Source organism: Nostoc sp. 'Peltigera membranacea cyanobiont' 210A (assembly GCF_002246015.1).
Lineage (GTDB): Bacteria > Cyanobacteriota > Cyanobacteriia > Cyanobacteriales > Nostocaceae > Nostoc.
The window spans coordinates 213731-234679 of sequence record NZ_NOLJ01000009.1; the positions used below are offsets into that span (position 1 = coordinate 213731).

Sequence of the window (20949 nt, forward strand, 5' to 3'; positions counted from 1 at the left end):
ACTAAAAGTCTCCCTACCTCATTCTTGGGCGGTATATTATTACAGTCACTTCCAATACTGCAACCACCACTGTTTCAATTTCATCCAAGAACTTTGCTTTTGTTTATCGCTCTTTGGTTTCTCTGTCATCACGTTACTAGAAGCATCTTCAAAGTATTTCTCTTTTGCAGAACGATCATATATTCTGGCAGCGTCAATCTCTTCTTGTGACCATTGGACAGCCCATATAACATCATTATGTCTGATCCAATAATGAGACTTACACTCAAAACTCCAGTTACCAATTGAAGGCTCAAGCGAAATTGATTTACCGTTAAAGATTAACTTCCAATCGGTTGGGCTTAGTGGAGTAAAAACCTCATTTCCACATCCGCAGCAACATTTATGAGCTACGGTTCCAAACTTTATAGACACATAGATAGTGTTGTCATTGAGGTTATCAGGAATATATTCAACAAATTCGTGTCTAAGCACTGTTTCAGCCTTCTAACTGGTCTTCGTTAATTAGTGTATTGCCATCTATGGTATATGTAGTATTATGTTCCCCGTTGAAGTCTCGATAGAATCCAAATATTTTTTTCCACTTTATTACAGCTAAGGCTGCATTAAGAGCATTCAGATCAGCAATCTGAATATTTTGAGCATAGTCGTTGTTACCGTTATTGTCTGAAAAAGAAACTCTTTTATTTATATGCTCACGCTGTTCTATAGTGCTAGTCGTGACTCTTAGTATCCCCCCTAACGATTCATCAACTAAATTCACACCAATTCCGACATCAATGAAAGGAATGCCAAATTCTTCTAATTTTCCAATAATTAGTTTTTTTGCTGTACCTCTATCAAGGCAAAGAAATACAAACTTCATCTTCTTTAAATAATTAACGCTTGTTTCATCCTCAATATAGAAAGCATGAGGAACAATACCTTGATGCATTTTGGAGTACAGTTCCTTGAAGTAAATTACCTTATAAGGAATTTCCCTCAGTTCATCAATTGATGGCGCACCTGGAGACCTAAATGCGTTATGTTGAAATAATTTATCTCCATCAAATAGATGAACTCTTTTGACAGGAGTTTTGGCTACTAGATCCAACACGTATGTTCCCGTTCCACCTAAGCCAATAATAGCAACATCTTCCAGTGCTAATTTCTGAGAAATTAGATTGATACCCGCCCTACTTGATGCGGTATCACGATAACAGAATGGCGATTCTCCTTCCTCCGATTGGATAACTGAGAAATTCTTTGCTGTGACAGCCGGATCAATTGCTTGTGCAGGACTAGAAATAATAGCGATATACGTAGTCAGCTTTTCATAATAGTTTGAATAGCCTTGAGGAGGTTTGCTTGAAAACGTATGTTGAACTTCAACTCCCTGAGTGAGTTGCTTTCTTGTACTCGCATGTTTGATCTGAGTTATTTCTGTCCCGTCTTTATGGCAAGGATGATCACCGCCAAACTCAATAACGTGTGTACTAGGTTTAGTGGTTACATCGCCAGCAAGAGTCAATTCTGAAACAAGCATCCCGTATTTGATTTCTCGGTTGGAGTTTAAATACGGAATATTTTTGACCAGTAGATAGCCTGAGTTGATCTCCAGATCAAAGCCTTCATCTTGTAGACGCTTTAAGTCAATGCTACGACTTATCAGTTGCTGTGACATTGAAGATCATCCCATTTTTAATATGTACCGATTGTCCTTCGACTAGAGTTCCTTCAGGCCTGCTGCCTTTGCCCTTCTCGTATGTAACTGTAAAAAGGATGTTTTCGCCTGTCGGAGGATTACTAAATGCCAAAGAGACAATCTCGGTAAACGATAATTCCTTTGAAGTAACCTCTTTGGGACGACCGTTCACGATGATCTTGAATTCTTTAGTGCTATAAAAATGCTCGTCTTCTTTGAGATGAATCTCATTTCCATCATTCGGGATGACTTTATCTTCCTGCTTTCCCTCTACCTCCTGAAACAGCTCGAATCCATGAGGAACGTGCCCAAGTACATAAAGCGCTGAACCTGTTGTTGGATTCGGCGACTCGTACTGCTTACGATCTATATGGACACGGACTTTACTATGCCCTACATCATGCTTGTGTTCTTTTTCGTTCATCATTAAATCCTCACACCAAAATAGCTAATACAATACAAACCCCTGATGCTAATCGTGATAGAGTGAAACTATTCCATCTCTGCAACAACGTTGCTTCAGTGATTCAAATCTGTTATATCACCTCTGCAACAGTGTTGCAATAGTGAAACAAAAACGAAAGGATTTTTTATGGCTAGGCTTACACTTGAGCAACTTGGCCCCCTCATCAAGAAACGAAGGGGTAGCAGAGGACTGAGACAAGTTGCGGCAGAAATGAATATCAGTGCGGCAACCCTATCACGAGTAGAGGCAGGAAAACAGCCTGATCTAGACTCCTTTACAAAAATTTGTGCCTGGCTTGGAGTCGATCCTGGCGAGGTTCTGGGTTACAAGGAGCAGGGAGAAACAGAAACTGCATCCAAGCCCAACCAAACGGTCATGCTTGCTCACTTTAAGGCAGGCAAGACAATGAGTCCAAAGACCGCGCAACATTTGGGTGCATTAATTCTTGCTATTCATCAAGCTGCCGTGGCAGAGGATGACGAATGATCGGCCCAATATCAAAAAATGATGAAGCACTGTTCGTCCGGGGTTTCAAATCACGATGCGAGAACACTGCGATTCAGGTCAGGTCACATTTAGGTCTGAAAGATACAGACCCGTTGCCTGCACGCGAACTTGCAAAGTATTTAAATGTATTTATCTGGGAACTCCCCAATGTGCCAGGCTTACCCCGTGAAACGCTTCGTTACCTTCAATCAACGGAGGGCGATGAATGGTCTGCTGTTACCGTCCGCTCAGGAACAAAAGATATTATCGTACTCAATCCGTCCCATTCAGTTGCCCGCCAATCCAATGATCTGATGCACGAGCAGGCTCACATCATTCTTAACCATGAATCATCCCAGATCATCGTATCTGATAGCACTGGCATAGGCTTTCGTACATTTGATAAGCGCCAGGAGGCCGAAGCCGATTGGTTGGGTGCTTGTCTCTTACTCCCTAGACCTGCTATCGCTGCCAGTCATCGTCAGAAGATGGATATTGAAGCTGCGGCCGATTATTTTGGTGTTAGTAAGGAGTTGTACAAGTATCGAATACGTATAACGGGCGTAGAGAAGCAGCTATCTCGTTAAGCATAGCTATGGCTATTCCTGTCCTGAAGATTCTGGCATCACCGCGCCAAAAGGGTAAAATTGTATGCTATTGCTGTAATCCTTGTACAGCAATAGTTTCCGCCCTACCTTTCTGAGGTAATATTTCATTAGATAGAGAAGCAACTAGAAGTTTGGTTTAAGAAACGTTGATAATTACGTTTCTTACTTTGCATCTCAAAGCCAGTTTTAGAGCGCATTTGCAGAGCCAGTACCGCGCAACAACTCTGCGTGGCATTGGCTCAGAATTTTCCTTAGCGTACAAAAAACCTTTTTTGGCACGGTGATGCCTGGGTTGCGATCATCATCACCTACGCTTGTTATCAAAATTCCCTGTCTGCAAAAAATCCTTTCCAGTTTGATTTTGGGAATCAATGGTTCCTATGAGGCTAAAGAGTGCCCAAAACATCTGTGTAAAATATTGTGGCATCTGCGCGAAAAAGAAATTTGTATCCAATTGATAAATTCCTCAGCAAGGGACTCGTATTTTCTATAGATTTGCTGTATCTTGTTTATTCCGTGCAATTATTAACACCCAATTTCTCACAACTTTGCTGTCATCCAGATTTTCAGCCGATGCCTTTGGGGAGCAGTGAATGAAAACTTTTAATAGATAGATATGAAGATCATCAAAAAATCCGACAAGCTGACTCTGAAGAAAATGATGGAAATCCAACACGCTGAAGACCAAAATCTTCTCTTCTGTACCGTCAATTCTTCAGCCCCTGTAGTTGATGAGCAACCAGCAGCAATTCTTCTTCCAAGAGAACCTGACTATATTCCATTCCTTGACAATCCTCCAGTACAGTCTGTTGGCAACTCTGGCTGGCAGATTTCTGACATTTGGCGGGATATCCGGGTGGATGATTTTTGTGGGTGATACTCCTGATAAATATAGGTAAAAAAAAATACATTTCTCTTATGGGGTACGTAGTGTCACAAACAGGAGTTGCTCTTTGGTAAAGAAGCCTACCAAATAATCAACGGTAGCATTAAAGTTGAGTGCGTAGACGTTTAGGCGGCAAGGCGATAGACATTGCAATGGCTCAATGGGTAAACGAAAGAGAAAACATCAGAAGACATCCTTCCCTTGGATGGTAGAAGAAGAAAATCTGTTCATTGCAAAGACTGGTAACGAAATAGTTACAGATGCTGGATGGGAGAAAATTTCATTTGAAGAAGCGCGAAAACTATTTAGTCCCGAAACATTTCAAGAATGGTACGAACTGTTCCTAGAAAATACAGATATCTCGGAAATACTTTCAGAATCTAACGTAGATATAGATTTAGATGATGAATCAGCAATAGATAACTTTTTACAAAGGAGCAACTGGACACCAAAACAAGTCAATTTAGTTGTAGCGAAGGCTATCTATAAAAATCATGCCTGGGTGAGAGCATTGCTGATTTCTACACCTGATGTTGAAGAACCCTACTTTCAAAATTATGAAATGGAGGCAATTCGTTTAGGAGTCCAATTGCGGAAATACATCAAAGAAGATATTCCAGTAATTAATGACTGCAAGAATGCTGTCAGACATTTACATGGAAGATATGCCCTCATTGGCTGGCAACCAAGAAATTGTGTGACAGCAGCTCACAACCTAAAAATATCTCAAGCAACTAAGGTTTACAATGAACTTCTCTGGGATGAAGATTGGGTAGATGAGTGCGATTCGTTGATCAGTGAATCACGGCAATCAGCCCGTAAATAACTAATCCAGCCCGACAGCAGATTACTGTCACTAAAGGGCTGAACTCTCGGTCAGATGTAGGTGAAAGCCCTACCATTCAAACTCAGAATTGACTCCTTACCTGCCCACACCGAACAAGCTCGGTTCTTGTAGAGTGAAGCTGGGAACAGGGTGTAATCAGACAGCCGTTACGGGTTGACACTGGCACTAACAGGGAGTTCCTACGGCGAAACCGGGTCTAGAAAAGCAACCTATCCAAGAGCAGGGCGTAACAGAAAACCCTGACTCCACTGGAGAATTAATTCCCGCCGCATATCGGTTTTATAGCGGCAAGAGTCTTGGGAATCCAGTGGTTGAATTGACCACACCTAACGGAACAATCAATCTCTCCGAGGGAACGAATAAAAACGAGTCAAAGGTCTTGGGGAAGTCGAACCCCAGGTAGGTAAGACGGGATACGGAATTCCTTTGATTCGGGTAGGACGCAACGTAATTGTTGCGAGGTGTTCAGAATACACAAACCAGAGAAGAGAAAATGATTAGACACAGTTACAAAACTAGTGAATCTTGGAAAGCTCTACCGTGGAAGAAATTCCGCCGTAACCTTTTCCGCCTTCAAAAGCGCGTGTATAAAGCGGTTCTTGTTGGAGACAAGCGGAAAGCTAGGTCACTCCAAAAGCTTATTCTTAAATCAACCTCGGCTCGATTTCTTGCAATAAGACAGGTATCTCAGCTAAATGCTGGTAAAAAAACGGCGGGTATTGATGGTAAGAAATCCCTGTCATTTGAAGAACGCTTCAACCTTGAAGAACTACTGAAAACGAACAGTGGAAATTGGAAGCATCAAGGACTACGGGAAATCCCCATCCCTAAAAAGGACGGGACTACCAGAATGCTCAAGATACCGACGGTGTATTCATATTGCACCTTGATTCAATGAAGTTTAGGGATATTTTCCTTTCTATAATTATTCTCCACTCAATGCGCTGCAATTGGGTACAGATTTTCTCACAAGTGAGTGAGCCTCGCCAAGGGAAGAGCTTTGCTAAGGTGAAAAAAGTAGTGGTTAGTGAGCTATGAGTGAGCTACTAATAAGGTAGGCTAGAGTTGTATCAAGTGTTAAAGTCTACCAACTATGGCAACAAAAAATCCCCGTATAGCAGCCTACCCACCACCCAAAGTCTATGAACTGTTGGTTGAATTTAAGCGCTCTCAAGGATTAAAGTCAGATTCTGCCGCTATTGTGGCAATTCTGGAGACTTACCTATGCGGTAGCCTACCCAATGTGCTACCAAGTGAGCTATCAAGTACGCCAAAGCGAATTGAGGATTTAGAGGTGAAGGTGAGTAGTCTGCTTTCTGATGTAGCAGTACTCAAGCAGGCAATGAGTCAGTATACTTGTCAAGCATCTGGTGAAGACCTATCCAACGGATATCTGCATCAACCTGATAACTACGAGGGATTAAGTGAGCCACCAAATGAATCACCTAACAGAATCCTTGACTTGACAAACGAATCTGTAGTTACGTCCGGGAGTACATCTAGAAGTGAGCTACCAATAACTGGGGCAGATGTTGACACTGAATTATCGAAGTCATCTATTATTGAAACCGTATCCGCCAACAGTGAGCTATCAAATGAGTCACTATTGGTAACACCAACTGCCGAATTTATCTTAAATTCCATACTAATTGAGGAGAACACGCCTCCCTATAATGAGCTACTAAATGAGCCAGCATCAAATGACTTACTAGAGACCGTCATGGGTGAGCCATTTCATGACTCACTTGATGGTCTACCACTACTCAAAGAAAATAATCATCCCAAAGTATCATCTGATAATAGTGAGCCACTTGCTGACTTACCTGATAGCTCACTAGAGAAATCCGAAAGTAAAAATTCTCTGGAAGTCCCATCTCACCTGACTGGTGCAGCTTTAGCAAGAAGACTAAATGTTTCTCCTAGCACCCTTCGTCATAAGAAAAATGCTCCCAATTTTGGGCAATGGACTTCTCTTCATGATCCAGATGGAATTGCTTGGCATTTTAATGGTGAAAAATTTATTGAAAAACCCTCACCCGAAGACAGTAAAACCCCTTGAGTACAAAATTACTCAAAGGGGTTAACGATATTCAAACTATTGTTTTCGGCTCACTATCAAACTGGTATTATTCAGATTTAACTGGTACGCGGCGGATTTTTTCACGTAAAGTCTCTAAAACTTCGGGTGTGACTATATACCACCAAGGACTTCTAGGAGTTTCTTGGAATGCCTGAATAATTCCTTTGTCTCGCCAGTAATAGACAGTATGAATTCCAACACCCAGTTTTTTAGCAAGGGCACTGGTGGAATAGTAACCTTCCGGGCTGACCCCAGATTTCGCAACACTTGGGTCACTTAAAGGCTTATCAATACCAAACTTCCAACGAATCCAGGCGACACCTTTTTTCGTAAAAGCACGCCCAGTACCACCCACCAAACCTCGGCGATTCAGTTCATCAGCAATTTTCGTATCAGTTCGACCCGGGGCTAATTCTTCAATAAGTTGAATGACTTCGTTGGGTGTTCGGTATTTGTCTGCATTTGTTGGGCGTGTTGCAATCAACTCACTTGTAGCTCCTGTATGCCAGAGTATTTGGATACGAGTAGAGCGTTCTGGAGCATCAATTGGGGTGATAGCAACTTGTTTTACTAACAACCCTAGTATTTCTTTACGCTCAAGATTCGTAGTAGTACTGGCGTGCCAAAGTGTGGGAATATCGTTGGCTAACTGTAAAATTTGTTGCCGTTGCACTGCTGTTAATTCCAGCCGTTGTACAAGACGTGCTTTTTGGTATGCCTCTTCTAACTCTGCTAACTGTTGTAATTTTTCATTCCATCGCCTTTCTAGTGTACGGACTACTAAACGATTTTCTGGCTCGGTTGCATCATATTGTCGAAAAGCTCTGTCAGCTTCGTAACGTGCCCTTTCCAGTCGCAGTTGCCATGTTTTATCTGCCTCATCTGCAATATTTTCAAGTTCAGATAGGACAGCAAGGGAAATATCTAGTTGCTCGTCCGTAAAAGCTGACAGCACATGAGCGGAAACGGCTGTATCAATTGCTGCTCCTGCAACGCTCCAGCAAGCACCAACGCTACCATCTTGTTTACGAGCTTGGGTACATTCGTAAGCTGCTCTACAACCACCAGTACCGTGGTAGCGAGGACTCATACGACGACCGCATTTACCACAAATTACTAAACCTTGGAGGAGAGCAAAGCCCTCTCTAGGTGTACCTGGACATCCATCTGATAAAGAAATTGGGCAATTGCGTCTGAGTCGCTCACAATTAGACAAATATTCAGACCAACTAATATAAGCCTCGTGAGCGTTGTGGATTATCACTTTCCATTCTTCTTGGGGTAGTTGCTGGATTTTAACCTTCTTTATTTGCCCAGCCTCAATTACATTAAAACTGCGTCGTCTACCATATACGTATGTTCCTGTGTAAGTTGGATTGTGCAGTAGGGCAGTTATACGACTAAGGTTGGCTTTTCCCCAATGAAGTGTACCAATATCCCCAGGTCGCCAACGTCTTCTTGGGAAAGGAATTTGGTTCACACAAAAGTAGCGCATCACCTTAAACGCCGTTCTAAGTTCGCGGAACTGTTGAAAGGCTAACTGTATTGCACCAACAACACTTTCATCTGGATCTAGCACCAATTTTCCTTCTGGGTCGTAGACATAGCCAGTAGGTGGAGAACAGCGCAGTTCTCCTTTTTTAGCTTTATTGAGTTTGGCTCCTTGTAACCGTAAGCGCATACCATGTAGTTCCGTGTGGCTCCAAGTTCCCTTAAACCCCAGTATCACTCGGTCATTAAAATCATTTGGGTCGTAAATCCCATCGTGGTCAATTACCAAGGTATCAGTTAGGGCACAGATATCTAAAAGTTTATGCCAATCTGCTTGGGAACGAGAAAATCTTGAAGCTTCCAGAGCCAAAACAGCCCCCACCTCCCCTAAACCAACAGCAGCCATTAGTCGATGAAAATCTTCGCGTCCTGTTGTCGTTTGACCACTTTTACCAAGGTCACTATCCAATACGGATATTTGACTCTTGTCCCAACCCAAGGTTAATGCACGGTCAGCTAGGGCATATTGTCTTTCCGTACTTTCACGGTTAAATTCTACCTGATTGGGTGTTGACTGTCTTAAGTACACAACAGCACGGCGTTCCAGATGGGTTGAACTAATTTTATTATTCATCTGGTTTACTCCTAGTTATCGCTTTCTCTGTCTGTTGAGTGGAGAGTATTTTGTCCACTAACCGTGCTGTTAGCTTTATGAGGCGACTTAGCCTTTCTTCGTTTTTGGGTTGAGCGGTTGCTAGTAGATGCTTTTTCCTCATTTTTTTTCTTGTGTTCGACTTCAATATCATCAAGAACACAAGAAGATTCGGACGTTATAATTTGCGATCGCCGAGCTACCCATTCGCTTAATCGCAGTAATTTCTCAGGTAAAAACTTCCCGACTGTTTGGGCTGTGAAAGCTTGCTGTGTCCATAGGTCGGTTTCCGTTGCTGGTAGAGACAAAAATCCTCCTAAAGGACTTTCTACAGTTACTTTAGTCTCAATCCCTACTTTACGAATTTGCTGTATTACAACTGACTGACCACATAACGGGTGGATGGGATTGGTGATGGTGACACAACTTCCCAAAAGTGACTTGAAGTTATGTGCAGTCTTACTGTACTGTTCCCACCGTGAGAGATAGAGTCATGCAAACAGTAGTCAAAAACTTACTAGAACCAGAATGGGAGGCAGTCTTTGAAGAAAATTCCTACGGCTTCCGACCTGGAAGGAGTTGCGCCGATGCTATCGAACAAGCATTCACGAGAATTGCACCAACAGGCAAAAGCGAAAAGGGAGACTCATGGGTTCTAGACGCAGACATTTCAGGATTTTTTGACAACATTTCTCACAGCAACATTGAGAACTCTATAGGTAAAGTACCAGGACGAGAACTCATTAAAATGTGGCTAAAATGCGGTTTCATGGATAAAGGAACGTTTAACGAAACAATCCAAGGAACTCCCCAAGGTGGTGCAATTAGCCCCCTACTTGCCAATATCGGACTTCACGGTTTGGAAACAGTAGTTAAGGCAATACCATATCGGCACCCGCCTACCAAGAATCATCCATTAGGAGAAAAATCCCGAAGTGGAATGGGGATAATTCGCTATGCTGATGACTTTATCATTACGGCAAACTCTAAGGAATACATCTTAGAAGCGAAAAAGGTAATTGAGAAATGGTTATTAGACCGCAACCTGGAATTAAGCGAGGAGAAGACACGTATAGTTCACACAGAGGATGGATTTGACTTCCTCAGCTTCAAACTACGCACATTCAAGGGGAAGGCACTATTCATGCCTTCTAAATCAAAAGTTCTTAACTTCTGCCAGAAGATCGGCGAAATAGTCAAATCCCTAAACGGTGCAAAACAGGAAGCAGTCATATCCACACTCAATCCTATTCTCCGAGGCTTTGCTAACTACTACAGAGGTGGAGTCAGTAAAGAAACCTTTAGCTACATCGATTATCGTGTGTGGCAATATCTCTGGCGTTGGGCTAAACGACGACACCCATACAAATCAAAAAACTGGATTAAAGCTAAGTACTTTCACCAAGTCGGGACACGAAGTTGGGTCTTTGCTGTTAACAGCAAAGACCGTCGAAACAATTCTAAACTCATGCAACTATTTAACGTTGCTTCAACCAAGATTGTACGTCACATCAAGGTGAAAGGAAGCGCCTCTCCAGATAATCCTGAACTCCGAGAATACTGGGAAAACCGTAACAAGAAGATGGGCAAAAACAAATGGGCAAAAGGAAGTAAATATTTCATAGTTGCCGAAAACCAGGAATGGAAATGCCCAAGCTGCGGTGAAACTTTACTCAACGGCGAGGAACTGGAAGTCCATCACATAGTTCCGGTGGAGGATGAGGGAACAGATGACACCTGGAACCTTATCCACTTGCACAAGCCATGCCACAAACTGGAACATTCAAAATCCAAGAAATCGGGCTAGAAATAAGGCTTGAGCGTAGTGATGGGAAACTGTCACGCTACGTTCTTAGGGGGGTTTCGGAGGTGGTGACACCTCCTTCCTACCCGACAAGTGCTTCGACAGGATTAACCACTCAGCAATAATGGACGAACTCATCGCCCCTAAAGGCTTGAAACTCGGAATTTTCCGATGCCTCAAGGCGGGGGTTAATCCAGAATTCCCCGAACAGGGTACACCTCAAGGGGGAGTAGTTAGCCCACTATTAGCAAACATCGCGCTCAACGGAATCGAAGATATCCACAAATATCATCGAAACTACAAACGGGGAACTAGAATAACAGGCAATACTCTAGAAAAATACATTGCCAAACCATCAATCCGATACGCGGACGACATGGTTATTATACTCCGACCCGAAGATGACGCAACAGAGATACTTGAAAGAATCAGCGAGTTCCTCCGCAAACGCGGAATGAATGTAAGCCAAAAGAAAACCAAAGTTACCGCCACGACAGATGGGTTTGATTTCCTCGGATGGCACTTTAAAGTCCAGAAAAACGGAAAGTTTAGAAGCACTCCCTCAGTAGACAACTTCAAAGCATTCCGTAAGAAAGTAAAACACATCGTCAACAACTCGAATTATGGTGCTACCACAAAGGCTGAGAAATTAGCCCCGGTAGTTAGAGGTTGGAGAAATTTCCATAAGTTCTGCAAGATGGACGGGTCTAGAAACTCGTTATACCACATCGAAACAAGAGCTTATAGGGTATTCAACAAGGAAGTCAAGCAAAACCGCCATTCTAGCAAGAAATTACTAGACAAGGCATTCCCAGCAGTTCCTCACTCCGAAAATAATCACGTCATGGTTAAAGGAACACAATCCCCCTATGACGGAAATATAGCCTATTGGAGCGAACGTAACAGTAACCTCTACGACGGCGAAACCTCTAAAGCTCTTAAGAAGCAAAACCATAAATGTGCATCCTGCGGCTTAAAATTCACCGACGAGGAACAGATTCACCTGCACCACATCGATGGAAATCACGCCAACTGGAAGAAAAATAATCTGGAAGCAATCCATGAGAGTTGCCACGATTACAAGCACATGAGCAAAAGCGCAAGCTAAGAACATCGGGAGCTGGGTGCGGTGAAAGTCGCACGCCCAGATTTAACTGAGAGGTGCGGGGAATAATATCCCCCATCGACTCAAACAGAAGACTGTTCAGGAGATTGACAGCTTTGATGATATCGTTGAAGTGACTTGGCTTTTGCTAGACAATGATTGCGTCTAGAAGCGATCGCAGCGCTGCAATTGGTAGAAGCTGGAAAAATTAACCTGGATGTCCTGGATGTCTCTGTAAAACAATATCTACCAGACTTCACTCTGGCTGATACCCAAACGGCTGATCAGATCACGAATCATTGTGAGGTCTGATTGAGACTTGCAAGTGCAGCTGCGATTCGTCCAGATGCCTTTGGTCGTTTGTACATTCGTTCCATGTAGTTTACCAGCGTGGGGAAAGTGGCGAGTAGCTGAACTTCGTTCGCCCAATCCAGTGTGTAAGCAAGCACAAAATCAGCCACTGTGACGTGTTCACCCACTACAAACTGCCGATCCAACAGATGGTTCTCTAAAACGACAGCCATACTGGTGAAGTCTTGCCGAGCGAGAGGTATTTCAGCAGACAATCTCAACTCTTCTGGGTATATAAACGTGTGGCGAGCGATACGCCATAGCGGCTGTTCTAATTCGGTGGCAGTAAAGAGGAGCCAACGATAAAGCTGTGCTCGCAGAAGCAAGTCTGTAGGTACCAGGTTAGATTCTGGGTACTTCTCACCGAGGTACAAAGCAATGGCTACGGATTCAGTGATGATATGTTCGCCATCGATGAGCACAGGGAGCTTGCCAGTGGGATTAATGCTGAGAAAATCGGGTGTACGGTGTTCACCTGCCCGCATGTTGATGGAGATTGCTTCAAATTCCACCCCAAGTTCCTGGAGAACCCAGCGAACTCGAATTGATCGCGTGGGAGCAAATTCATAGAGTTTCATGAATCAACCTCAGTGATGTGCAAATATCTTTCATCTTGTTGTTGGTCAGTGGTCAGTGGCTATTTAACCTGAGTTCGGGTTAAGCCAGAAGCTAAAAAGCTTATTCTGTCAGGATTGAATAAAACTGGAATTGATCAAAGCAGGGATAAAAGTGGATGGAATTATTTTGTCAATAAGGTTCACAAATGAAACTAATCTCAGCAATATGTCTTATTGACAATAGATGAAAACAGAGCTTTAGACCGAACAACGATAATTCAAGGCTTATGAGGATTTCTTATCCCGAACTCAGGTTATTTACAAAGGACAAAGGACAAAGGACGAATGACAGATGTTGGTATAGGCTCAGATGGTTTGTTCGCAGTTGATCATCCACGGTGTCCCAAACTGATCGGTCAACATGCCAAAGCGCGATGACCAGAACGTTTGCGCGATCGCCATCTTCACCTTGCCGTTTTCTGCTAGAGCGTGAAAAAGCCGTTCTGCCTCAGCGATTTCAGGAACGCTAATTTGTACGTAGAAACCTTGCGGGGTTTCAAAGTATCCTGGTGGGCAGTCAGATCCCATCAGGAGGCGATCATCTAGTTCAAGGCAAGCGTGCATGATTTTGTCTTGCCATTCCGGTGAGACATTTTCGGCGGAAGGTGCTTCTTTGTGTGTCATCATCATAGTCATCTTGCCACCCAGACATTGTTCATAGAACTTGAACGCTGCCTCACAGTTGCCGTTGAACATCAGGTAAGAATTGAGTTTCATTGATTTCTCCTTTTGTAATCGATTCTGCGTTTTGATGAGCGGATCGTTTGTACATGAACGAATGGCACTAAGAAAAGCTGAAACCTCGTCAGGGCAGGGTGTGGGAGGACGGGGAAGAAGTCTTACCCCCCACACTCCCCACACTCAAAAAGCAAGTTATATCAGGGCTTTGCGATTAACTTAGTGCCGTTCGCAAATGAACATCATTTGCGCGGTTGCTGATGACGTTACTCTTGCTGCTGAGTTTCAAGTTGAGCGCGAATGCGGTCTTCCTGCTCCCTTAAGGCGGGTGTCAGGACTTCACCAAAATCCTCTGCCTCGAATACGGGACGAATCTCAATCTCGGAGTCTCCTGGCATAGGGTTAGGGCAGCGCTTTACCCAAGCAACTGCCTCTTCCATTGAGTTCACCTGCCACAGCCAGTACCCTGCCACTAGCTCCGGCGCTGGAGTGAAAGGTCCTTGGGTGACGGTGCGATCGGTTCCTGAAAAGTGAACTCGCACCCCTTTTGAGCTAGGATGAAACCCCTCAGCGGCGAGCAAGATACCTGCCCTGGCTAATTCTTCGTTGTACTGCCCCATTTCAGTTAAAAGCTGTTCGCTCGGCATGACCCCAGTTTCGGAGTATTGAGTTGCTTTGACAAAGACCATGACTTTCATTGTGAAATCTCCTGTTGAATGGTTTTGAGTTAGATTGCGAGGGGTTGGGTGTGCTGATTAGCGCAAAGCGCAACTCTGAAGGAACCGCTAATCAGCAGCGACACGCTTGAGTTCATCAATCTCGATCTTCTTCATTTGCAGCATGGTAGTGGTCACTTTTTGAGAGGTTGCCGCGTCGGGGTGGTTGAGTAACTCAATCAGAATGCGAGGAATAATTTGCCAGGAGACGCCGTATTTGTCTTTGAGCCAACCGCATTGCTGTGCGGTTTCATCCCCACCGGCAGACAATTTTTGCCAGTAATCGTCCACGTCCGCCTGGGTATCGCAAAAGATTTGGAAGGAAATCGCCTCGTTAAATTTGAAGGTCGGACCACCGTTGAGTGCTGTGAACGGCTGACCATCAAGTTCAAAGCTGACAGTCATGACGGCTCCGGCTGGTTTTCCGTGAATTTCCTGTCCAGCGTCTCCATATCGACTGACGTGGACAATTTTGGAATTGCGAAAAATCGACGTATAAAACTGAGCGGCGGCTTCGGCTTGATCGTCAAACCATAAACAGGGAGTGATTTTGGAATTGTTTTGCATGAGGGTTCTCCTTGAATTCAAGCGGTTAAGACGGTCAGGGCTGTCCTGGTAGTCCCGCAACTTCGATGACAGGACGGATTTCGACGGTGCCGACTTTTGCACCTGGGATGCGGGTGGCGATCGCAATGGCTTCATCCAAATCCTGAGCATTAACGAGGAAGAATCCACCCAATTGTTCGCGGGTTTCGGCAAATGGTCCATCGGTCACGAGTGATTTGCCATCACGGACTTGGACACTGGTTGCGGTTGCAACAGGATGGAGTGGAGCCGTCGCCAGAAATTTTCCTTGAGTATGCAAGTCCTGGGCGAGTTGGGCAGATTCCCCATAGCAATGCTCCCGCTCGGTGTCGCTCATGGCGTTTTCGTCCATATAAATCAGCAGCAAATATTTCATTGGGTTGCCTCCTTTGTGATTAAGTCGAATGGGAATTGTCCAAATCGACACCTGAGTGCAAAAATTTTGTTTAGTACAATTGAACTTATCTCCCTTTATCAGTTAGTCGAACGGCAATTGCTCAAATCGACACCTTGCCCAAAATTCTTTATCAAACAGAATTCAGGAGTCAGGAGCCAGAATTCAGAATTGAATTCTGTGCGACTGGTGGATGAATAAACGGGTTTAAAACCCCAGACGCTCCTGCGTCGCTAACGCTGCGCTATCGTCTGCACGGTGTCTACAATTGGTTGGGGTCTGAATTCCCATCCAATTGATTCTGACTCCTGAATTCTGACTTCTGAATTCTTCTTCAAGTCTTTTTGTCAAAGGTATGGCTTCAATCCCAAAAACAGATGTGGCTCAAGCAATTGCTGCCCTTTATCGAACTGAATGGGGGCGCATTGTCGCTATTCTGATTCGGCTGGTCGGAGATTTTGATGTAGCTGAAGAAGCTGCACAGGCAGCATTTACAGCGGCAGTGAATCAGTGGGAAAGCGACGGTATTCCTGATCGTCCCCGTGCCTGGATTATCCGAACTGCCCGGTACAAGGCGATCGATCGCCTCCGACGACGCACGAAACTGACCGAAAAACTGGAGTGGTATGCGGCATCTGGCTTAATTCCATCCACTGAAGAACCAACCTATGACAGTGATGAAATTGGAGACGATCGCCTGCGATTAATCTTTACCTGCTGTCACCCGGCACTGGCAACGGAAACTCAAGTAGCGTTGACCCTCCGAATGTTGGGTGGACTGGAAACCGACGAAATTGCCCGCGCCTTTCTTATACCGACTGCAACAATGGCACAGCGGTTAGTTCGTGCTAAACGCAAAATTCGAGACGCAGGCATTCCTTACAAAGTACCTGAGACGACTGATCTCGCTCCCCGGATAGAGGCAGTCCTGACAGTCATCTATCTCATCTTCAACGAAGGCTATGCCGCAACCAAAGGAGATGCGATCGTGCGGGCTGACCTCTGCATCAAAGCGATTCGCTTGGGGCAACTGGTGCGGCAATTGCTGGCACCCCAACCCCCATCTGAAGTCACAGCACTGGTGGCGCTGATGTTATTGCACGATTCGCGGCGCAATGCGCGTCTAGATGAGGCAGGCGATTTGATTTTGCTAGAAGATCAGGATCGCAGTCGTTGGAATCATCTACAGATTGCTGAGGCGTTACCTCTGGTAGAGGAAGCGTTGCTCTTTGGAACCGGAGTGTATGCCCTGCAAGCGGCGATCGCCGCCCTCCATTGTCAGGCAACCCGCGCCGAAGAAACAGACTGGGCGCAGATCGTGCGGCTCTATGAGGTGTTGGAACGCTTGCAGCCCTCACCCATTGTTACCTTGAACCGAGCAGTGGCGATCGCAATGGCAGACAGTCCTCAAGCCGCATTTGGACTGATTGATAGGCTTGCTTCAGAACTGGACAGCTATCATCTCTTTCATGCCACCCGTGCAGATTTATTCCGGCGTGTTGGAGCATTAGAGGAAGCGACTCAGAGCTATACACGGGCACTAGAATTAGTGACAAATGACAGTGAGCGCCGTTTTCTGGAACGTCGGTTGCGCGAAGTTCAACCTAACATTCAGTCCGGCTAAGGGTTTACAACAGTTTAAAGCGCCAGGCATCCATGATGCTGTTGAAAAAGAAATGAAAAATCTTCTAACAGGGTGAACTTGTAACTTAACAAAAGGCAAAAGAAGACAAGTCGGCTTAGTACTAAAGTACTGTTATAATCCAATCGTTTGATCAAGTTGTGTTCGGGTGCAGCAAATCACCGATCGGCTCTCTGGCACATCCACATCCACCTCAACTGATAGAGGATTCCGACATGGATAACAATCCCAGCATTCTCTCGCATATTTCGATTGGTACTAATGATTTTGAACGAGCGATCGCCTTCTATGATGCTGTGTTGCCAACATTGGGCTGTAAGCGATTTATGGAGCATCCGGGGGCGATCGCCTATGGTAAACAGTATCCCGAATTTTGGGTGGGAACTCCCTTCAACGGGCAACCTGCAACGGTTGGCAATGGAACTCACATTGGTTTTATTGCTCCTACAAAAGAAGCAGTCCACGCCTTCTATGAGGCAGCATTAGCGGCAGGAGGTAAAGACGATGGTGCCCCCGGTGGCAGACCCGACTATAGTGAGCCGTATTACGGCTGCTTTGTGCGCGATCCAGATGGACACAAAATAGAAGCCGCCTTCTGGGATGAGCAGCTTGAGCAGCAACTCAACCAGAACAATGGTTGACCAGAGAGTCACAAACCCTGCTCTTAAGAGACAGGGCTTGTAAGAGAAAGGCTTACTGCAAGAGTTGGTGGTTCAGGAATAAAAAATTGAATAACAGGAATTGTGGTAAGAGCGCCAGCCATATCGCTCTTCATTGAAGCGAACGCGAGTAGCGTCTCGTAGAGACGAAAAAAGAGCGATGCCTCCGGCGGGCGGGTACGCCATCGCACCTACAAATGATTAAGTGTGATGCATAAGTTGTTAAATTATTTCAGTTAAATATATATATTCAATAACCAACATAGAATCATCTATGAAACTCGCTAACCCACTCAATTTGGCAAATCTTGTTGGTTCTATTTTACTACCTAGAATCGCTAACAATCAAACAGCTACTTCTAACAAGAGTGAAACATTAATTACTTTACCCAGTAATCCCATAAATATCAATTACCTGCAACCCTTTGATACTGCTGTTATTGCTTATCACATGATGGGTATTGGCAACTTTGAATAAAGCATAGTTTCAGTACAGCCTTTGAAAAGCTACTTTACCTCTCCAATCTTGGAGGGGTTTTTAATTGGTGCATTAATTCTTAAAATCAACATTATATTACTCCAGAAGATAGAGACATATTAGAAAAGTTAAAGCACACTAGTAAGAGCAACTTTAACTATTCAGTAATGGTGGGGCAATGTGGCTGAAATATGGTGTAAATGAAGAAGGGATCTTGATATCTGACTTTTCCCGTTAAGTCTTGAAAAGCTTGCTCACAAAGGATTTAGGAAACAGCACAGCATATACGGTACAGTAATTGAAATCGAGTGCTAAAGGTAACAAGCGATGCTGGACTGGTGGGAGAAAAATTTTGCGACTTGTGAGCTAGGCGATCGCAGATTAAATGAGCGTGCAATGTCGATAGGCTATGCTCTAAGTCTTGGATTTGGCAAAGCACTGTCAGAAATCTTCAGTAGTGGAAAAGTACTCAAGAGAGCTTATGAGTTTTTGCCAACCCCAAAGTGGAATTTTCAAGATTGATTGAGCCGCACTGTCAAATGACGGCGGAAACTGTTGCAGAATATGATGTAGTGCTGTGCGTTGGAGACACGACTTTTCTTGATTATGGCAGTATTGAGGCTAAAAAGGAAGGTTACGGCCCAATTGGTAAGGGAGGTAACGGTTTAATATTACACAGCGCTTTAGCCATAGAACCCCAGAAAGGTCAATCGATAGGTCTGTTGTGGCAAAAACTTTGGAATCGAGATCCAAAACAAAAGCCACCAAAAGAGGAAACTCCGACACAAAAGAAAAAACGACTTGCAGCAGCACGCAAAGAAGCCCGAAACCGCCCTTTTGAGCAAAAAGAATCTTACAGGTGGGTAGAAGCGCTCACCACTGTAGAAAACCTTGTGAGTAAGCACACCCAAGTGATTCATGTTTTCGACCGAGAAGGTGATATCACAGAAGTTTTTGATAAAGTTCGTCAACTTCAGCACATAGGAGTTATCGTTCGTGCAGCTCATAACCGTAGCTTAGAAACTGAACAGTGAGCGTCTTTGGTCAAAACTGGAAGGGCAGCCTATCAGTCTGGAACAGGAAATCGAATTACCCCAGACTAGTAAACGTTCTGCCCGCAAAACCAAGCTGGCTGTACGATTTTGTCCTGTAAACCTCCGTACTCCCTATCGTTTTGACAACCGTGACCCTCTACTGGTATATGCTGTTTATGCTACGGAAGTTGATTGCCCAGAGGGTGAAACCTCTGTAGAATGGATGTTGCTAACCACAGAAGTTGTTGCAGATATCCAGACAGCTTCTATGATTTTACGCTGGTATTCTTACCGTTGGCGAGTTGAAGAGTATCATAAAATTTTCAAGTCGGGATGTCAGGTAGAAAAATATCGGCTTGCTGCTGAGGGGATGAAAACTCTCATTGGATTCTTGAGTGTGATTGCTGTTGAGCTTTTACAGTTGACTTATCTCCACCGTACTCAGCCTTTAGCTCCCGCAATTGAAATTCTCAATCCCCTTGAACTCAAGATTTTAAAAGCTAAGTCTCCCAAACCACCCAAACTCCTCACAGTTAATTGGGCTGTCGAAGCGATCGCTCGTCTTGGCGGCTACCTAGAACATCGAAGCAAAACACCAATTGGTATCCAGGTACTGTGGCGAGGTTGGTTAAAATTGCATGACCTTTGTGAAGGTTGGCTGCTTGCAAAAGAGACTTAACGGGAAAAGTCAGATCTTGATATGTATTGAAGATATCAACAGGGGCAAGACTTCACTTAAGTGTCCTTACTGTAATAGCAGTCTAACTGCTAAAAAAGGCAAGGTGAAAGAGCATCATTTTGCTCATAATGAAGAAACCTGCCGCCCCATAGCTAACCGAGAATTCCCTACTCTGCCACTCTATGACAATTTTAATGTTCAATTATCTGGCAAGGATTTGGCACAGTTAAAGCTGCTTTGGCAGGAGTACGGAGCCAAAAATTACCCTATTAGTTCCTACTTAATTACTTCTGGTTTACTCAAAGCAGCAGTGTTAAGAAAAAACCTATACTTCACCCCACCTGAGTATGAATTTAGTGATTTGGGTAAAATTCCCGTTGGAGCGCTAGAGTTTGCGCGGTTCAATGATGTACAGGAGCCACTATTACTTAAAAAACTGCTGAAACTTGAGCTAGCTTTTAAACACGCTGAGTACAAAAATGCTCCAGATTTAGCATATCGATTTACTGATTTGAAGCTGTATCGCGCTCAACTTCAACGTATTCTATCCTCTAGCCTATATTTTTTAGAGATTGAAACTAATATTGGAATTATCTACAAAATAGGAGTAACCACTAGATCCGTTCTCAAGCGAGTAGCAGAAGTAAAAATTGATTTACTTGCTCATTATTCCAGTGTTGCTATTAGAGTATTAGGAAGTTGGGAGCATCGGGGGAATATTGAATTATATTTCAAACACCGCTATCAGGGCTTAAATTATCCCATCGGAAGTTTAACTGAGTATTATAAGTTTAATGCTGAGGATACCGAAATGGTACTGTGTGACCTGCAACAAATGCAACCTAAAATACTATCTCTTGATGAAATAGATATTCTTGAGGAGAATTCTAGGTGGGAGCAAATTGCTGTGTAGTATTCTCATAATCCCGTAGCAAAATCTAATTAATTACCAAATAAAAATAATTATTTTATTGCTATATCTCTAAATACTCTACCACTGATGATAA

General features: G+C 44.0%; 21 protein-coding genes and 3 pseudogenes. 14 read left to right on the forward strand and 10 right to left on the reverse strand.

The window, feature by feature from the left end; genetic code table 11:
- Positions 1-45 precede the first annotated feature (45 nt).
- From CDG76_RS27235 to CDG76_RS27245, 3 genes are read right to left on the reverse strand one after another with little or no spacing between them, the layout of a single operon-like run.
- The gene (locus CDG76_RS27235; protein ID WP_094351996.1) at positions 46-474 is read right to left on the reverse strand and encodes a DUF6527 family protein; all 429 of its coding nucleotides are present in this window, start codon (positions 472-474) and stop codon (positions 46-48) included.
- A gap of 4 nt (positions 475-478) precedes the next feature.
- Positions 479-1663: a ThiF family adenylyltransferase gene (locus CDG76_RS27240; protein ID WP_094351997.1), complete on the reverse strand. Its 1185-nt coding sequence runs from the start codon at positions 1661-1663 to the stop codon at positions 479-481.
- Entirely contained in the window at positions 1638-2108 is a 471-nt protein-coding gene (locus CDG76_RS27245; protein WP_094352102.1) for a multiubiquitin domain-containing protein, read from the reverse strand. Before CDG76_RS27245 ends, CDG76_RS27240 begins: the two co-directional genes overlap by 26 nt.
- Before the next feature lie 168 nt (positions 2109-2276).
- Here CDG76_RS27245 and CDG76_RS27250 point away from each other — a divergent pair, with 168 nt between their 5' ends.
- The 6 genes and pseudogenes from CDG76_RS27250 to CDG76_RS27275 all read left to right on the forward strand — a co-directional run bounded on the left by CDG76_RS27250 (position 2277) and on the right by CDG76_RS27275 (position 7036).
- Positions 2277-2636 carry a helix-turn-helix domain-containing protein gene (locus CDG76_RS27250; protein ID WP_094351998.1) on the forward strand — a complete coding sequence of 120 codons (360 nt, stop codon included), beginning with the start codon at positions 2277-2279 and terminating at the stop codon, positions 2634-2636.
- Positions 2633-3223 (forward strand): ImmA/IrrE family metallo-endopeptidase, encoded by a 591-nt coding sequence (locus tag CDG76_RS27255; protein ID WP_094351999.1) that lies wholly within the window; start codon positions 2633-2635, stop codon positions 3221-3223. The genes CDG76_RS27250 and CDG76_RS27255 overlap by 4 nt, the downstream gene beginning before the upstream one ends.
- A 637-nt stretch (positions 3224-3860) precedes the next feature.
- Positions 3861-4121, forward strand: coding sequence for a hypothetical protein (locus CDG76_RS27260; RefSeq protein WP_094352000.1), 261 nt, complete (start codon positions 3861-3863; stop codon positions 4119-4121).
- Between the two features lie 169 nt (positions 4122-4290).
- Positions 4291-4956, forward strand: a complete 666-nt coding sequence (locus CDG76_RS27265) for a hypothetical protein (RefSeq protein ID WP_094352001.1) — start codon at positions 4291-4293, stop codon at positions 4954-4956.
- A gap of 514 nt (positions 4957-5470) precedes the next feature.
- Positions 5471-5848: pseudogene (locus tag CDG76_RS27270) on the forward strand (reverse transcriptase N-terminal domain-containing protein); the annotation flags it as partial.
- Positions 5849-6070: 222 nt separating this feature from the next.
- Positions 6071-7036: a hypothetical protein gene (locus CDG76_RS27275; RefSeq protein ID WP_094352003.1), complete on the forward strand. Its 966-nt coding sequence runs from the start codon at positions 6071-6073 to the stop codon at positions 7034-7036.
- A gap of 67 nt (positions 7037-7103) precedes the next feature.
- Here CDG76_RS27275 and CDG76_RS27280 read toward each other — a convergent pair whose 3' ends face one another.
- Both CDG76_RS27280 and CDG76_RS27285 read right to left on the reverse strand, forming a co-directional pair.
- Positions 7104-9182, reverse strand: a complete 2079-nt coding sequence (locus CDG76_RS27280) for a recombinase family protein (RefSeq protein ID WP_094352004.1) — start codon at positions 9180-9182, stop codon at positions 7104-7106.
- An 11-nt stretch (positions 9183-9193) separates the two neighbouring features.
- Positions 9194-9634: a DUF5372 family protein gene (locus CDG76_RS27285; protein ID WP_094352005.1), complete on the reverse strand. Its 441-nt coding sequence runs from the start codon at positions 9632-9634 to the stop codon at positions 9194-9196.
- Positions 9635-9693: 59 nt separating this feature from the next.
- Here CDG76_RS27285 and CDG76_RS27290 point away from each other — a divergent pair, with 59 nt between their 5' ends.
- Complete coding sequence (locus tag CDG76_RS27290; RefSeq protein WP_094352006.1) at positions 9694-11007, forward strand: group II intron reverse transcriptase; 1314 nt, start codon at positions 9694-9696, stop codon at positions 11005-11007.
- An 85-nt stretch (positions 11008-11092) separates the two neighbouring features.
- A pseudogene (locus CDG76_RS27295) lies at positions 11093-12112 on the forward strand (group II intron reverse transcriptase); the annotation flags it as partial.
- Positions 12113-12405: 293 nt separating this feature from the next.
- On the opposite strand, the gene CDG76_RS27300 reads toward CDG76_RS27295, so the two are convergent.
- Positions 12406-13038, reverse strand: coding sequence for a glutathione S-transferase family protein (locus tag CDG76_RS27300; protein ID WP_094352007.1), 633 nt, complete (start codon positions 13036-13038; stop codon positions 12406-12408).
- Positions 13039-13383: 345 nt separating this feature from the next.
- Entirely contained in the window at positions 13384-13794 is a 411-nt protein-coding gene (locus tag CDG76_RS27305; protein ID WP_094352008.1) for a VOC family protein, read from the reverse strand.
- A 34-nt stretch (positions 13795-13828) separates the two neighbouring features.
- On the opposite strand from CDG76_RS27305, the gene CDG76_RS38655 reads away from it, so the two are divergent.
- Entirely contained in the window at positions 13829-13978 is a 150-nt protein-coding gene (locus tag CDG76_RS38655) for a hypothetical protein (RefSeq protein ID WP_223265412.1), read from the forward strand.
- 43 nt (positions 13979-14021) lie between these two features.
- Here the strand turns inward: CDG76_RS38655 and CDG76_RS27310 are convergent, their stop codons facing one another.
- From CDG76_RS27310 to CDG76_RS27320, 3 genes are all read right to left on the reverse strand, one after another.
- Positions 14022-14453, reverse strand: a complete 432-nt coding sequence (locus CDG76_RS27310; protein WP_094352009.1) for a YciI family protein — start codon at positions 14451-14453, stop codon at positions 14022-14024.
- 87 nt (positions 14454-14540) lie between these two features.
- Positions 14541-15038 (reverse strand): VOC family protein, encoded by a 498-nt coding sequence (locus CDG76_RS27315; protein ID WP_086762236.1) that lies wholly within the window; start codon positions 15036-15038, stop codon positions 14541-14543.
- A 34-nt stretch (positions 15039-15072) separates the two neighbouring features.
- A complete protein-coding gene (locus CDG76_RS27320) occupies positions 15073-15483 on the reverse strand; it encodes a YciI family protein (protein WP_223265413.1) in 411 nt (136 codons plus the stop codon).
- 322 nt (positions 15484-15805) lie between these two features.
- Between CDG76_RS27320 and CDG76_RS27325 the strand changes: the two genes are divergently transcribed.
- The 5 genes and pseudogenes from CDG76_RS27325 (at position 15806) to CDG76_RS27350 (ending at position 20855) form a co-directional block, all read left to right on the forward strand.
- On the forward strand, positions 15806-17074 hold the full coding sequence (locus tag CDG76_RS27325) for an RNA polymerase sigma factor (protein WP_094352010.1): 1269 nt from the start codon (positions 15806-15808) through the stop codon (positions 17072-17074).
- 158 nt (positions 17075-17232) lie between these two features.
- On the forward strand, positions 17233-17733 hold the full coding sequence (locus CDG76_RS27330; protein ID WP_223265414.1) for a VOC family protein: 501 nt from the start codon (positions 17233-17235) through the stop codon (positions 17731-17733).
- A gap of 292 nt (positions 17734-18025) precedes the next feature.
- A complete protein-coding gene (locus CDG76_RS27335; protein ID WP_094352012.1) occupies positions 18026-18229 on the forward strand; it encodes a hypothetical protein in 204 nt (67 codons plus the stop codon).
- Between the two features lie 327 nt (positions 18230-18556).
- Positions 18557-19942, forward strand: a pseudogene (locus CDG76_RS27345) (IS4 family transposase).
- Positions 19902-20855 (forward strand): GIY-YIG nuclease family protein, encoded by a 954-nt coding sequence (locus CDG76_RS27350; RefSeq protein WP_094352014.1) that lies wholly within the window; start codon positions 19902-19904, stop codon positions 20853-20855. Before CDG76_RS27345 ends, CDG76_RS27350 begins: the two are co-directional and overlap by 41 nt.
- The last annotated feature ends 94 nt before the right edge of the window (positions 20856-20949 follow it).

Excerpts from the sequence above, each read along its gene's own strand:
- CDG76_RS27240 (WP_094351997.1), bottom strand. The coding sequence starts at position 1,663 with ATGTCACAGCAACTGATAAGTCGTAGCATTGACTTAAAGCGTCTACAA.
- CDG76_RS27245 (WP_094352102.1), bottom strand. The coding sequence starts at position 2,108 with ATGAACGAAAAAGAACACAAGCATGATGTAGGGCATAGTAAAGTCCGT.
- CDG76_RS27250 (WP_094351998.1), top strand. The coding sequence starts at position 2,277 with ATGGCTAGGCTTACACTTGAGCAACTTGGCCCCCTCATCAAGAAACGA.
- CDG76_RS27255 (WP_094351999.1), top strand. The coding sequence starts at position 2,633 with ATGATCGGCCCAATATCAAAAAATGATGAAGCACTGTTCGTCCGGGGT.
- CDG76_RS27260 (WP_094352000.1), top strand. The coding sequence starts at position 3,861 with ATGAAGATCATCAAAAAATCCGACAAGCTGACTCTGAAGAAAATGATG.
- CDG76_RS27265 (WP_094352001.1), top strand. The coding sequence starts at position 4,291 with ATGGGTAAACGAAAGAGAAAACATCAGAAGACATCCTTCCCTTGGATG.
- CDG76_RS27275 (WP_094352003.1), top strand. The coding sequence starts at position 6,071 with ATGGCAACAAAAAATCCCCGTATAGCAGCCTACCCACCACCCAAAGTC.
- CDG76_RS27280 (WP_094352004.1), bottom strand. The coding sequence starts at position 9,182 with ATGAATAATAAAATTAGTTCAACCCATCTGGAACGCCGTGCTGTTGTG.
- CDG76_RS27290 (WP_094352006.1), top strand. The coding sequence starts at position 9,694 with ATGCAAACAGTAGTCAAAAACTTACTAGAACCAGAATGGGAGGCAGTC.
- CDG76_RS27300 (WP_094352007.1), bottom strand. The coding sequence starts at position 13,038 with ATGAAACTCTATGAATTTGCTCCCACGCGATCAATTCGAGTTCGCTGG.
- CDG76_RS27305 (WP_094352008.1), bottom strand. The coding sequence starts at position 13,794 with ATGAAACTCAATTCTTACCTGATGTTCAACGGCAACTGTGAGGCAGCG.
- CDG76_RS38655 (WP_223265412.1), top strand. The coding sequence starts at position 13,829 with ATGAGCGGATCGTTTGTACATGAACGAATGGCACTAAGAAAAGCTGAA.
- CDG76_RS27310 (WP_094352009.1), bottom strand. The coding sequence starts at position 14,453 with ATGAAAGTCATGGTCTTTGTCAAAGCAACTCAATACTCCGAAACTGGG.
- CDG76_RS27315 (WP_086762236.1), bottom strand. The coding sequence starts at position 15,038 with ATGCAAAACAATTCCAAAATCACTCCCTGTTTATGGTTTGACGATCAA.
- CDG76_RS27325 (WP_094352010.1), top strand. The coding sequence starts at position 15,806 with ATGGCTTCAATCCCAAAAACAGATGTGGCTCAAGCAATTGCTGCCCTT.
- CDG76_RS27335 (WP_094352012.1), top strand. The coding sequence starts at position 18,026 with ATGAAACTCGCTAACCCACTCAATTTGGCAAATCTTGTTGGTTCTATT.
- CDG76_RS27350 (WP_094352014.1), top strand. The coding sequence starts at position 19,902 with ATGACCTTTGTGAAGGTTGGCTGCTTGCAAAAGAGACTTAACGGGAAA.